Origin of the sequence: Pseudoalteromonas rhizosphaerae, from assembly GCF_902498845.1 — a bacterium.
GTDB classification, from domain to species: domain Bacteria; phylum Pseudomonadota; class Gammaproteobacteria; order Enterobacterales; family Alteromonadaceae; genus Pseudoalteromonas; species Pseudoalteromonas rhizosphaerae.
Window position 1 is genome coordinate 22,593 of record NZ_CABVLM010000016.1, and the last position, 14,035, is coordinate 36,627.

The window sequence follows — 14,035 nt, forward strand, 5'->3', positions numbered from 1 at the left end:
AACTGAGCTGCAACTGAATTAAAGTAAATACAAAACAGTGAATACAAAAAAGCCACCAAGTTAACTTAATAACTGGTGGCTTTTATACACTGCATAAACGAATTAACGAATAATACCGCGTTCAGAATTTTTCACAAAATCAACCATTAACTGTACTGCTGGGTACTTAGCGGCATCATCAGCAAGCGCTGCAATTGCCTCTTCAACACCTAAACTCTTGCGGTATAGTGTTTTATAAGCACGACGTGTTGCCATAACTTCATCGCTTTCAAAGCCACGGCGCTTCATGCCTTCAGTATTAATTGCAACAGGACCTGCTGGCGTACCTATAGTTGTTACAAACGGCGGCACATCTTTGTTGACGCCAGAGTACATACCAACAAAGGCATGTGCCCCCACTTTACAAAACTGATGAATACCTGAATTACCCGCTAAGATAACCCAGTCACCAATATGTACATGGCCTGCAACAGATGCATTATTAGCAAAAATAACGTTATCGCCAATCACCGCATCATGGGCTACGTGAGTGTAAGCCATAAATAAGTTATTGCTGCCAATCTTAGTCACACCTTGGTCTTGAATTGTACCTCGGTGGATGGTAGCGCATTCACGAATAACATTGTTATCGCCAATGATAAGTGTGGTTGGCTCATTATTATATTTTTTGTCTTGGCAGGCTTCACCTACAGACGCAAATTGAAATATATGATTGCCTGAACCTATTGTTGACGGGCCTTTGACCACAACATGAGATTCGATAATGCAATTGTCACCAATAACCACATCGTTGCCAATGTAGCTATACGGGCCAACCGATACATTATTACCTAACTTTGCACCTGGTTCGATTATCGCTGTAGGATGGATCACAATTAAAGCTCTCTTCTCGCACACATGATTTCGGCACTACATACTATTTTGCCATCAACTTTTGCTTCTGCTGCAAACTTCCAAATATTACGACGCTCTTTTAAAAATTGAACGTGTAAATGCATGGTGTCACCAGGCGTTACTGGTTGTTTAAAGCGCGCATTATCTATCGCTGCAAATAAATATAGTTCATTTTCACTGCGATTTTCGACAGTTTTAAAACCCAATAAACCGGTTGCCTGTGCCATGGCTTCTAAAATTAATACACCAGGAAAAATTGGCTGGTTAGGGAAATGGCCGGTAAAAATCGGTTCATTAAAAGTTACGTTCTTAATTGCATGTAATGATTCACCTGGGGTGTAATCAAGCACACGGTCAACTAGTAGCATCGGGTAACGATGCGGAAGTAAGCTTAAAATTTCTTGTATATCAAGGCTATTTAATTCGTTTGCCAAAATAGCATCCTTATTAATTATCAACGTTTAATGACTTAGTCAGAGTCTCTAGCGCTTTAAGGCGAACTTTCATCTCTGGCAAATTACGGAAATGGGCAATGTTTCGGCGCCACTCTTTATTTGAAGAGTGTGGAAGTCCTGAGGAATAAATACCAGGTTTCGTAATCGCTTTAGTCACCATGCTCATACCCGTAAGTATAACACCATCACAGATATCTATGTGACCATTTATGCCTACAAGCCCGGCAATCTGGCAATTTTTACCAATAGTTGTACTACCTGCTATCACGGTACAGCCAGCAATTGCTGTGCCTGAACCAATTTCAACATTATGGGCAATTTGACATTGGTTATCGATAATCACATTGCTGTGAATAATCGTGTCATCAATTGCACCACGGTCAACCGTAGCACCAGCGCCAATTTCAACCTTGTCACCTATAATAACGCGACCAAGCTGAGGAATTTTTATCCATTGGCCTTTATCGTTTGCATAACCAAAGCCATCACTGCCGATTACGCTACTTGATTGAAATAAGCAATCACTGCCAATTTCTACATCGTGATAAACACTGACATTTGCCCACAGTTTTGTGCCATTGCCTATTTTTGTGTTTTCACCAATAAAGCAATTAGCGCCTATTTGCGCGTTATCACCAATTACCGCTCCAGCTTCAATCACCGCATTAGCTGCAATAGCAGCTGTGCTTGCAACTGTAGCATCAGGATGGACCACCGCACTTGGGTGAATACCTGGTGACGCTGAGCGTGGCGTTGTATCGAGTAACTGGGCTAATTTCGCATAGCAAACATAGGGGTTAGCAACAATGAGCTTATTACCTTGATAATACTCTGCGTCTGCGGCAGATAGGATCACTGCCCCCGCCTTAGTATCACTAAGTTGTGAGCGATATTTCTTATTCGCTAAAAATGCAATATGCCCAGACTGGGCATTTGCAAGTGTAGCAATTTTTGAGATTTCCCAAGCGCCATCACCGTCAAGCGTGGCGCCTAGAAGTTCCGCAATCTGCGAAAGCGTATAATTATGCATATATCAGTTCTATTGCTTACTTACTTTATCAACAACTTTACTTGATAAATCAACGACCGTTTTAGGGTTAAAGTAGATAGTCGTATCTTTAACTTTAACTTCATCGTACTTACCATCTTTAGCAATATCTTCGATTGCTTTGATAATAATACCTTGAACTTTAGCTAGTTCTTGGTTTTGACGAGTTTTAATTTCTTGCTCTAAAGGACGACCTTTTTCAGCAAGATTTTTTTGCATGCCTTCCACTTTTTCACGCAACGCATCTTTTTGCGCTTGGCTCATTGTAGTGCTTTCACGCTTGAATTTTTCTGCTTCAAAGCGGATATCGCCCTGTAGCTTTTCAAGTTCTTGACGACGCTCAGCAAATTCAGCTTGCAGTGTTTGCTCAACTTTTGCCATTTGTGGGATTTGCTTATAGATTTCTTGCATATCTACAATACCTACTTTATGTGCAAAAGCACTTGCAGAAGTACCCATCATAAGTGTTGCTAAAATGGCAATTGCCGATGATTTAAATGATTTTTTCACAAAAAACTCCTTTAGAATGTATTACTAATGTTAAAGCTGATGGTCTTCGTATCGTCATCTTCTTCTTGTTGCAATGGATACGCAAAACTAATCAACATTGGACCCATAGGGGAGATCCACTGTAATGATAAACCGGTTGATACCCTAAAGCGCAGCGGATCTGAATAATCCTCAAGCTTAGCGCGTTCATCCGGACCTAAATTTTTATAACGGTCAACGTTAAATTCAGTGTCCCATACGTTTGCAGCATCAACAAAGAAACTAGTACGTACAGAACTGGTATTATCTTCATCCAAAAATGGGGTTGGCACAATTAACTCCATGCCTGCAACCGCTTTGGCATTACCACCGATACGTCCTCGCTGTGTTAACACATCAAACTCTGGCGAGCCGCCTATATTGCCTGTTAGACTACCATCTGGCAATGAATTGCCTGGAATTACTTGTGGTGTACGCGATATTGCACGCGGCAAAATAGTATTACGGTCAAAACCACGTAATTCCATTTCGGTTATACGGAAATACTCTTGGAATGGTAATGTTTGATCGTAACCATTGGTTGTGCCATAACCGTTACCATAGCCAAATGCCGCACGGGTTGAGAATACCCAACGGTGGTTATTAGTAAGTGGCCAATAAAAACGCGAGTCGTAATTTACCTTAAAGTAAGTTAAATCAGAGTTTGGCGTAGTACCGGTTAAGTTTAATGTTTGACGCGAACCTGCCGTTGGGAATAAACCACGGTTTACAGTCACACGAGACCAACCAACGCTGAGTTCGTATTTAGTAAAATCAAATCCTTCATCCGGGTTATTCACGTCTAGGAAGGTCTCACGCATAACACGAGTTTGCTCATATTCAGCAATCTCAGATAATTCTTCTTGGATCCAACGTACACCAAAGTTGATACGGTTTACCGCATCAATTGGGAAGCCTATATTTGTACCAATGCCGTAGCTTTTTGATTTGTAATCGATGAGGCTAAACTTACTTGCATCGTAATTACTGTAGAAAATACTACTGCCTTGCGACACACCATCTGGGGTGAAGTAAGGGTCGGTATACGATAAACTAACACGTTCTGAACCACGCGAAGTATTGATGTTAAAGCCAATCTGGTTACCCGTACCTAAGAAGTTAGACTCAGTCACACCGATATTAAATTGCAGACCTAAGTAAGAACCATAAGCAAGACCTGCGTTAAAGCTACCAGCTGATTGCTCTTTAACGGTAAAATCGACATCAACTTGGTCATCTATACCAGGGACTGGCACAACATTAAAATCAACACTTTCCATGTAAGGAAGACGTTGAATTTGAAGCTTTGAACGCTCAAGATTCTGATTCGATAACCAGGCGCCTTCCAGCTGGGTCATTTCACGACGTAATACTTCATCTGCGGTATTTTGGTTACCACCAACAATAATACGACGCACATAAACACGCTGACCAGGATTAACTGAGAGTGTTAACTGAACTTCTTTGGTTTCGTCATCAATTTCAGGAATGGTGCGAACTTCCGCATTCGCATAACCGAAACGCGCTAAATAACTTTTGATAAATTCTTCAGATGAGGTAACCACTGAGCCATTATAAAGTTCACCGGCACGCAGTGGAATAACACTTTTGATCAGTTCTTCACGGCCAAGTAAATCACCAATGAAGTCAAAGCCTTTCACTTTGTATTTAACGCCTTCGGTGATGTTAGCTGTTACATACACAGATTCACGCTCAGGACTTACTGATACTTGTGTTGAGTCAATATTAAAACGTAAGTAACCACGGTCTAAATAATAACTACGAATTTTCTCGAGATCGCCTTCAATGGTTTGTTTCTGGTAGCGATCGCTACCCATAAACTGCCACCAAGGTAAATCTTGCTGTGACTCCGCAAGCGCTAACAAGTCTTCATCACTAAACAATTCGTTACCAACTAAGTTGATCTGACGAATAGATGCGGCATCACCTTCATCAAACTTAAGTTTTAGCTTAACGCGGTTACGCGGTAACTTAGTGATACTGACATCAATTTTTGCGTTGTATTTACCAATACTGTGGAAAAACTCTATTAAGCCTTTCTCGATGTTATCAACCACAGTTTTATCCAGTGGTTCACCTTGGCGAATATCTTGCTGATCAAGCGACTGATTAAGCTGCTCGTCTTTAATGTCTTTATTACCTTCAAACTCAATAACACTAATTGTTGGGCGCTCTGTTACTCTAAAAATAACATTATTGCCATCACGTAGTGCCTTGATATTGTCGAAGTGACCTGAGTTATACAAAGACTTAATCGTTTTTGAAATTGTATAGTCATCAACACTATCACCCACGTTAATAGGAATATGTGTTAATGCTGCTCCCAACGCTACGCGCTGCAAACCTTCAACTTTTAAATCGTCAACAATAAAGGAGTTTTGGCCTAGGGCTGCAAAGCTAGCACCTAATAAACTTGTTACTGCCAAATGTTTTTTTATAGCCATTTTATTATCTTTATCCTTTACAACGGTATTACCGCTCAACACCTTAAAATTATACTTTAGCGGTGTTTTACAATCGTGTTTTAATTCGAGACTGTCGCAATTGCTTACAATCGCGATACATCATTGAACAAAGCGAAACATGTAAGAAAAATGAGTAGCAAGGCACCCACTTTAAAACCAAATTCTTGTGTCTTTTCAGAGACCGGCTTTTTACGAAAAAGTTCAATTATGTAATACATTAAGTGCCCACCATCAAGCACTGGTAAGGGCAATAAATTAAATACGCCCAAGTTTACACTTATCAATGCTAAGAAGCCTAAAAACGCCACTAAGCCATAGCTTACGCTAGTTCCCGCCCCTACAGCAATACCAACTGGACCACTTAAATTCTTCACGGATACTTGACCAGTAATTAAGTTACCAATCATATCAAAACTTAGGCTGATCAAGCGCCATGTTTCACTTACGCCCAGCACCATACTATCGAGTGGGCCATAATGTCTAGTTTCAATGTAACCATCTGGCCATTTTTCAACCACCGGTGCTACACCTAAAAAGCCTTGTAGCAAGCCATCACTATTACGTTGTCCTTTCGGGGTAACATTTAGCAGTTCTATACTATCTTGTCTTTTTACACTAAATTGTAATGATTTGTTAGCGGATTGCTGAATAACATTAACTAACTGCGTCCAACTGGTTATTGTTTCACCATTTACGGCGATAATTTCATCGCCTGCTTGTAAATTAGCGTCTGCAGCAGCAGAGTTTGGCGAAATTGTAGCAACGGTTAAAGTAGCCTGCGGACGAAACGGAACAATACCTAATGAAGCTAATGGTGGCACATCTTGTTGATCAAGTTTCCAACCATCAATATCAAGCATTTTAACCTGTTCTTGAAATTGCTCGTCACGCACGGTAACAGCAACACTTTTATCACCTAGGCTGGCCATTAATGCAAACGTAGCATCTTGCCAAGTCGCAATATTATCATCGCCAATTTTTACAATTTGTTGACTAGGCATAATACCGGCCTGCTCAGCGCGGCTACCCTCATTTACTGAGCCTACCACTGGCTTCACCGATTGAACCCCAACCATGTACATCGCAGCTAAAGCAAAGATAGCAAATATAAAGTTAGCCAGCGGCCCTGCCGCTACAATCGCGATACGCGCTTGTACTGACTTGGCATTGAATGATAAGTGGCGTTGGTCAGCAGGCACCTCATCAACACGTTCATCAAGCATTTTCACGTAGCCGCCTAAAGGAATTGCTGCAATAACATATTCAGTGTCGTGTTTATCGTGCCATTTTATTAGCGGTTTACCAAAGCCAATAGAAAACCTTAATACCTTCACACCCGCTTTGCGGGCAACCCAAAAATGGCCATATTCATGCACTGTTACTAAAATTCCCAGCGCTAGGATAAAAGAACCTAAATTCCACAGAAAATCGAACATATTAGCGTACTACCTTTGCAATGAGTTGCGTCGCTTGAAGTCGAGCTAAACGGTCACATTCAAGAATTTCATCGAGCGTGTGTACGTTTACATCAACCGTTGTGTCTAATGTTTGTGCATTAATGCGGTATATATCAGTAAAGCCTATCTGCCCTTGTAAAAATGCCTGTACAGCAATTTCATTGGCAGCATTAACTGTCGTTGTAGCACCTTGTCCAGCATTACACGCAGCAATAGCTAATTGTAAATTGGGATAGCGGGCAAAATCTGGTTTCGTAAAAGTAAAATCAGCAAGCTGTGAAAAATCCAGTGGTGTTACTCCAGCATCAATACGCTGTGGGTATGCTAAAGCATGAGCAATCGGTGTACGCATATCTGGATTCCCCATTTGCGCTAGCACCGAGCCATCTTGGTATTGCACCATTGAATGAATAATACTTTGCGGGTGAATGACCACTTCAATATCGTTTGCCTGGCAGTTAAATAGCCATTTAGCCTCAATAAACTCAAGGCCTTTATTCATCATAGTGGCTGAATCAACAGATATCTTTTGTCCCATCGACCAATTTGGATGCGCCACGGCTTGTGCCACAGTAACGTCTTTTAAAGAGGTAATATCACACGTTAAAAAAGGCCCACCAGAACCGGTAAGTAAAATTTTACTTACCCCATGCTCATGTAACTGTGCATTAGTTTTAGAGCCTTGCAGTGCACTTGGCAGGCACTGGAATATGGCATTATGTTCACTGTCAATCGGTAGTAAAGTGGCTTTATGTTGTTTTACTTTATCAATAAACAACTGACCTGACATGACTAAAGATTCTTTATTCGCCAGTAATACTTTTTTACCTGCTTCTACCGCACTGAGTGTAGGTATGAGCCCTGCTGCACCAACAATCGCCGACATTACCGCGTCAACGTCTGGGTGAGCGGCCAGTTCACTCATGGCGGCAATGCCACTGCGGATCACTGTTTTGCAGCCACTGCCCGATAAGTGTTGGCTTAACTTAGCTGCAGCGCTGTTATCTGCCATCACTGCAAAGCGTGGTTGATGAGCTATACACAATTGCGCCATCAATTCACTATTATTACCTGCCGCAAGTGCAAATACAGCAAACTGTTCTTGATTACGCGCAACAACATCTAAGGTACTTAAACCAATGGAACCTGTCGCGCCGAGAATGACGAGTTGTTGTCTACAACTCATAAACTAAGTGTCCATGCATAGCACAACACAAAAATGGGGGCTGCAGCAGTTAGGCTGTCAAGGCGATCTAAAATCCCCCCATGGCCAGGCAAACATGAGCCACTATCTTTAAGACCAGCTTCGCGTTTAAACATACTTTCGAGTAAGTCGCCAATAGCTGAGAATAACGCGATGAATACAGTCATAATCGCGTAAATTGGCCAAACAGACATATCTACATTGGTAAAATGACAAAACGCTAAAACAAAAATCACCGCAGCAACTAAGCCACCAGCTAAACCTTCAATGGTTTTATTAGGGCTCACTTTTGGCATTAACTTATGCTTGCCAAAGTTTTTACCCGTAAAGTATGCACCAATGTCAGCACTCCATACGATCCCCAGTACCACTAAAATAAGCATCGAACCAAAGTGCGTTGATTGCTCATAGTTAGCACTGCGCAGTGTATTAAGCGCAAGCCACAGCGGTACTAAGGTGAGAATACCAGCAATAGCGCGCATAACCACTCCTTCGTTCCATGCTTTAGCCATTGCTGGGTAGCGCCACACTAGGTAGGTGGCTACAATCCACCACGAAAATGACAGTGTGAATATATAATTTGCGTCTCCTACGAGCTGGCCGTCGACCCACAGTTCATCAATTGGCCAATGCCAATTAAGCAGTACCAGTAACAAGCCAATAAACGTCACAAACGAAAAACGTTTAACTTTATCGCATAACCCCATAAATGCCGACCATTCCCACGCGCCTAATAAAACAATCGCGCCAGCAATGTAACTAAACAATGTAAGAGGTGTATAAAAAACCAACACCAGTGCCAAAGGCGCTAGCACTAAAGAGGTTAAAATTCGTTGTTTTAGCAAAGTGTTACCCTTTTTAATTAGGTTTCAGCGAGTAATTGTTTTATTTGTTCGCCAGTACAACCAAACCGTCGCTCTCTGGCAACGTAACAAGCGATAGCATCAGCAAAAGCTGCTTCATTGAAGTCAGGCCAAAGCGTATCGGTAAAGTAAAGTTCAGCATAAGCAGCTTGCCACAATAAAAAGTTGCTTATGCGTAAATCGCCACCAGTACGGATCAACAAGTCAGGTTCAGCCTGATCTTGCATACTCATATGGGCGGCTAAATCGTGCTCTGTAATATCATCAGGGTTTAACGTCCCTGCAGCAATCAGCTTACCTAATTGCTTTGCAGCATTTGTTATATCCCATCGACCACCATAATTTGCCGCTACATTCAGTTGCAAACCAGTATTATTAGCCGTTAATTCATGTGCTGCATCAACCTTGCTGCGCAAAGTATCTGAAAAACGAGATAAGTCACCAATAATGGTTAACTTAACATTATTTTTGTGTAGCTTTTTAACTTCCTTACTCAGCACAAACAAAAACAGCTCCATCAAGGTACTGACTTCATCTTCGGGGCGATGCCAGTTTTCACTACTAAAAGCGAATAGAGTCAATGACTCTATTCCTAATTTAGTACAAAACTGCACAGACTGACGAACCGCATCCACGCCTTTTTTATGACCGTACACACGTGGCCTATTCTTGGCTTGTGCCCAACGACCATTGCCATCCATGATTATAGCGACATGCTTGGGTAAACATTGCTGGGAAATTTTATCAGCGTTAAGAACCATAAATATCGAGTATTCCATAAAAAAACGCCGCCTAGTATACCCCAGACGGCGTTTCAAAACTAATAAATTTACTAGCTTAGATTTCCATCAACTCGGCTTCTTTCGCCGCTAATTGAGTGTCCATCTCTTTAATGAATTTGTCCGTAAGCTTTTGAATTGCATCATCAGATTGACGCGCTTCATCTTCAGAAATATCTTTATCTTTCAATAAGTTTTTAACGTCACCGTTAGCATCACGACGAATATTACGGATTGCAACACGGCCACTTTCAACTTCACCACGAACGATTTTAATTAAATTTTTACGACGCTCCTCAGTTAGCGGAGGAAGTGGTACACGGATCACAGAACCCGCTGACATTGGGTTTAAACCTAAGTCAGATGCCATGATTGCTTTCTCTACCGCTTGTGCAAGCGATTTATCAAATACACTTAACGCAAGTGTACGTGAATCTTCAATCGTTACATTGGCAACTTGGTTCAATGGCGTTGGTGCGCCGTAGTATGGCACCATAATGCCATCTAATATTGCCGGATGAGCACGGCCAGTACGGATTTTAGATAGTTGACTGCTAAGTGCCGTTACACTTTTCTGCATACGTTCTGCAGCATCTTTTTGAATATCGTTTATCACGGTTCAATCCTAATCTAGTTAATAACTTCATCTGAGGCTTGTGAAGAGATAAGAGTGCCTTCTTCTTCGCCCATAATTACACGCTTTAATGCGCCTGATTTATTCATATTAAATACGCTCAACGGCATCTTGTGATCACGCGCAAGGGTGAATGCCGCAAGATCCATTACTTTTAATTCTTTTTCAATGATTTCATTGTAGCTCAAGTGACGGTAAAGTGTCGCCTCTGGATTTTTTACCGGATCATCACTGTAAACACCATCAACCTTGGTGGCTTTAATCACGGTATCGGCTTCAATTTCAATACCACGTAAACACGCGGCCGAATCCGTTGTAAAGAATGGGTTACCAGTACCTGCTGCAAAAATAACTACACGGCCCGTTTTTAATAAGCTAATTGCCTCAGCCCAGTTGTATGCATCACACACACCGTTAAGTGGGATAGCTGACATTAAACGACAATTTACAAATGCACGGTGCAACGCATCACGCATTGCAAGGCCATTCATGACAGTTGCTAGCATCCCCATATGATCGCCAACTACGCGATTCATGCCTGCTTCAGCAAGTGAGCCGCCACGTAAAAAGTTACCGCCACCGATAACTAAACCCACTTCTACGTCGAGTTCTACAAGCTCTTTGATTTCTTGCGCCATACGATCTAATACTTTTGGGTCGATGCCGAAGCCTTCGTCTCCCATCAGTGCTTCACCGCTTAATTTGAGAAGAACGCGTCTAAAAATAGGTTTACGATTGATTGTCATAGTATTTGGGCCAACTTTATAAAAAAAGGATAAAAAATAACCGCGCTTATGATTTTCACATAAAGAGCGCGGTTATTTTAAAGAATTTTCAGCGATGACGCAAAAGCAAATAACAGAATAATTTCATCTAACTCACTTTTTCGTCAAAGGAAATCGATTTTATTGACCTTTAGCAGCAGCAATCTGTGCAGCAACTTCAGCAGCAAAATCTTCAGTTTTCTTCTCGATACCTTCACCAACTTCTACACGTACGAAGCCAGTAACTGTTGCGTTTTTCTCTTTAAGAATTTCGCCAACAGATTTTTTAGGTTCCATGATGAAAGCTTGACCAGTAAGAGAAACCTCACCAGTGAATTTTTTCATGCGACCAACAACCATCTTCTCAGCGATTTCAGCAGGCTTGCCTTCGTTCATCGCGATTTCGATTTGTACTTGCTTTTCTTTTTCAACAACGTCAGCAGGTACATCTTCAGGTGCTAGGTACTCTGGGTTTGAAGCAGCAACGTGCATTGCAACGTGCTTAAGTGTTTCTTCATCAGCAACACCCGCAACAACAACACCAATACGCTCACCGTGACGGTACTCAACTAGTTGCTCACCAGCAATGTACTGTAGACGACGTACGTTGATGTTTTCGCCAATTTTAGTAACTAGTTCAACACGATCTTCTTCGAACTTAGCTTGTAAGTCTTCGATAGAAATCGTTTCTGCAATAGCAGCATCAGCAACTTTGTTAGCAAATGCTAAGAAACTTACGTCTTTTGCTACGAAGTCAGTTTGACAGTTAACTTCAACTAGTACTGCAACACCTGCATTTTGCTTGATGATGATAGTACCTTCAGCAGCAATGTTACCTGCTTTTTTAGCAGCTTTTGCAGCGCCACTTTTACGCATATTTTCAATCGCTAACTCGATGTCACCATCTGTTTCAGTTAACGCTTTTTTACAATCCATCATGCCAGCGCCGGTACGCTCGCGTAATTCTTTAACTAGGGCAGTAGTTACAGCCATTAGTAAATCCTCAAATCTGAATTCAGGTTTAGATAAGCGGGTTACCCGCTCTACAAGAATAGCAAGTCTTCATCTAAAATTAGATGAAGACTTGATGACAGCTAATTACTCAGCTTCTACGAAGTCGTCTTTCTCAGCTTGAGCAACGATATTGCTCTCACGACCTTCAGTGATTGCTGCTGCAACTGCGCCTGTGTAAAGGTTGATTGCACGGATAGCATCATCATTACCAGGTACGATGAAATCAACACCGTCTGGGTTAGAGTTAGTATCAACGATCGCAACAACTGGAATACCTAGGTTGTTAGCTTCACGGATAGCGATGTGCTCGTGGTCTGCATCGATAACGAAAAGTGCGTCAGGAAGACCACCCATGTTTTTGATACCGCCAAGGCTCTTTTCAAGCTTTTCCATTTCGCGGTTAAGCATTAACGTTTCTTTCTTAGTTAACTTCTCGAAAGTACCGTCTTGGCTTTGGATCTCAAGGTCTTTAAGACGCTTGATTGATTGACGAACTGTTTTCCAGTTAGTCAACATACCACCTAACCAACGGTGATTTACGTAATACTGATCACTAGCGATAGCGGCTTCTTTAACCGACTCGCTTGCTGCGCGCTTAGTACCAACGAAAAGAACTTTACCTTTGTTTGACGCAGCACCAGTTAAAAACTTAAGTGCGTTGTTGAACATTGGAACAGTTTGCTCAAGGTTGATGATATGAACACGGTTACGTGCGCCGAAGATGAAAGGCTTCATCTTAGGATTCCAGTAACGTGCTTGGTGACCGAAGTGAACACCAGCTTGAAGCATGTCGCGCATTGAAACGTTTGCCATTTTGTATTTCCTCTGTTTAGTTTAGGGTTAGGCCTCCACATACCCCATAGCACCAACACCGCAGTTAAATGAAACTGAAATGCACCCAAGTGTATGTGACGATACGTGTGTGTGTTAAAATAAAATTGTGTTTGCCTTAAATACAAAAAATCATTTAAGAATTTATTTGTAAAAAGACGGCGCGCTTTATACCATATTAAAAACAAATATTCAACGTCGCGTGCAAAAATTGTGCGACGATAAATGTGTAAAACTCGACAATGGAGCCTCCATGAGTGCTGTGATCAAGACCCCTGAAGAAATAGAGAAAATGCGTGTAGCCGGGCGCTTAGCGGCAGATGTCCTGGAAATGATAGAGTCACATGTAGTTCCCGGTGTAACCACTGATGAACTAAATACAATTTGTCATAATTATATTGTCGATGTGCAAAAGGCAATTCCTGCCCCACTAAATTACCATGGTTTTCCTAAATCAATTTGCACCTCAGTAAACCATGTAATTTGCCATGGTATTCCTAACGACAAAGCATTAAAAGATGGCGACAGTGTCAATATCGATATCACGGTTATCAAAGATGGCTACCACGGCGACACATCAAAAATGTTTCATGTTGGCACGCCAAACATCCAAGGCAAGCGTCTTGCTGAAGTAACGCAAGAAAGCCTGTATTTAGCAATAAAAATGGTTAAACCAGGCGTGCGTTTAGGTGATATCGGCGAAGCGATTCAAAAATATGCAGAGAGCTTTAACTACTCAATTGTTCGTGAATATTGCGGCCATGGTATTGGTGCAGAGTTTCATGAAGAACCACAAATAATGCATTATGGCCGCGCTGGTACTGGCGAAGCCCTAAAAGCAGGTATGTGTTTAACTATTGAGCCAATGGTTAACGCGGGTAAACGCCAGTGTAAACTATTAAAAGATGACTGGACTGTGGTTACTAAAGACCGTAGCTTGTCTGCGCAGTGGGAACACACCTTGTTAGTAACTGAAAATGGTGTTGAAATTTTAACGCTTCGATCAGATGATACGATTGACCGGATCATTGAACATTAAATACTGACTCACCCGACTTAGGGTGAAATTAGTATGCTA

14 protein-coding genes are annotated in these 14,035 nt (G+C 41.7%); 1 reads left to right on the plus strand and 13 read right to left on the minus strand.

Annotation, left to right across the window (positions count from 1 at the left end; translation table 11 throughout):
- Positions 1-102 precede the first annotated feature (102 nt).
- The 13 genes from lpxA to rpsB form a co-directional block, all read right to left on the minus strand.
- Entirely contained in the window at positions 103-873 is a 771-nt protein-coding gene (gene lpxA / locus PSR9079_RS19890; protein ID WP_149982988.1) for an acyl-ACP--UDP-N-acetylglucosamine O-acyltransferase, read from the minus strand.
- A gap of 2 nt (positions 874-875) precedes the next feature.
- Complete coding sequence (fabZ, locus tag PSR9079_RS19895; protein ID WP_145240491.1) at positions 876-1,328, minus strand: 3-hydroxyacyl-ACP dehydratase FabZ; 453 nt, start codon at positions 1,326-1,328, stop codon at positions 876-878.
- A gap of 13 nt (positions 1,329-1,341) precedes the next feature.
- The gene (gene lpxD, locus PSR9079_RS19900; protein WP_149982989.1) at positions 1,342-2,379 is read right to left on the minus strand and encodes a UDP-3-O-(3-hydroxymyristoyl)glucosamine N-acyltransferase; all 1,038 of its coding nucleotides are present in this window, start codon (positions 2,377-2,379) and stop codon (positions 1,342-1,344) included.
- Positions 2,380-2,388: 9 nt separating this feature from the next.
- Positions 2,389-2,907 carry an OmpH/Skp family outer membrane protein gene (locus PSR9079_RS19905; protein ID WP_149982990.1) on the minus strand — a complete coding sequence of 173 codons (519 nt, stop codon included), beginning with the start codon at positions 2,905-2,907 and terminating at the stop codon, positions 2,389-2,391.
- 11 nt (positions 2,908-2,918) lie between these two features.
- On the minus strand, positions 2,919-5,390 hold the full coding sequence (gene bamA, locus PSR9079_RS19910; protein ID WP_149982991.1) for an outer membrane protein assembly factor BamA: 2,472 nt from the start codon (positions 5,388-5,390) through the stop codon (positions 2,919-2,921).
- Positions 5,391-5,494: 104 nt separating this feature from the next.
- Positions 5,495-6,847 carry a sigma E protease regulator RseP gene (rseP, locus tag PSR9079_RS19915; RefSeq protein ID WP_149982992.1) on the minus strand — a complete coding sequence of 451 codons (1,353 nt, stop codon included), beginning with the start codon at positions 6,845-6,847 and terminating at the stop codon, positions 5,495-5,497.
- Position 6,848: 1 nt separating this feature from the next.
- Positions 6,849-8,054 carry a 1-deoxy-D-xylulose-5-phosphate reductoisomerase gene (gene ispC / locus PSR9079_RS19920; RefSeq protein WP_149982993.1) on the minus strand — a complete coding sequence of 402 codons (1,206 nt, stop codon included), beginning with the start codon at positions 8,052-8,054 and terminating at the stop codon, positions 6,849-6,851.
- The gene (locus tag PSR9079_RS19925) at positions 8,051-8,917 is read right to left on the minus strand and encodes a phosphatidate cytidylyltransferase (RefSeq protein ID WP_149982994.1); all 867 of its coding nucleotides are present in this window, start codon (positions 8,915-8,917) and stop codon (positions 8,051-8,053) included. The genes ispC and PSR9079_RS19925 overlap by 4 nt, the downstream gene beginning before the upstream one ends.
- Before the next feature lie 17 nt (positions 8,918-8,934).
- A complete protein-coding gene (locus PSR9079_RS19930; RefSeq protein ID WP_149982995.1) occupies positions 8,935-9,714 on the minus strand; it encodes an undecaprenyl pyrophosphate synthase in 780 nt (259 codons plus the stop codon).
- Between the two features lie 58 nt (positions 9,715-9,772).
- A complete protein-coding gene (frr, locus tag PSR9079_RS19935) occupies positions 9,773-10,294 on the minus strand; it encodes a ribosome recycling factor (protein ID WP_215909106.1) in 522 nt (173 codons plus the stop codon).
- 50 nt (positions 10,295-10,344) lie between these two features.
- Positions 10,345-11,094, minus strand: a complete 750-nt coding sequence (gene pyrH, locus PSR9079_RS19940) for a UMP kinase (protein ID WP_145240474.1) — start codon at positions 11,092-11,094, stop codon at positions 10,345-10,347.
- A gap of 159 nt (positions 11,095-11,253) precedes the next feature.
- Positions 11,254-12,105, minus strand: coding sequence for a translation elongation factor Ts (tsf, locus tag PSR9079_RS19950; protein ID WP_145240472.1), 852 nt, complete (start codon positions 12,103-12,105; stop codon positions 11,254-11,256).
- Positions 12,106-12,210: 105 nt separating this feature from the next.
- The gene (gene rpsB / locus PSR9079_RS19955; RefSeq protein ID WP_145240470.1) at positions 12,211-12,939 is read right to left on the minus strand and encodes a 30S ribosomal protein S2; all 729 of its coding nucleotides are present in this window, start codon (positions 12,937-12,939) and stop codon (positions 12,211-12,213) included.
- Between the two features lie 271 nt (positions 12,940-13,210).
- On the opposite strand from rpsB, the gene map reads away from it, so the two are divergent.
- Positions 13,211-13,996, plus strand: coding sequence for a type I methionyl aminopeptidase (map, locus tag PSR9079_RS19960; protein WP_145240468.1), 786 nt, complete (start codon positions 13,211-13,213; stop codon positions 13,994-13,996).
- Positions 13,997-14,035: the final 39 nt, after the last annotated feature.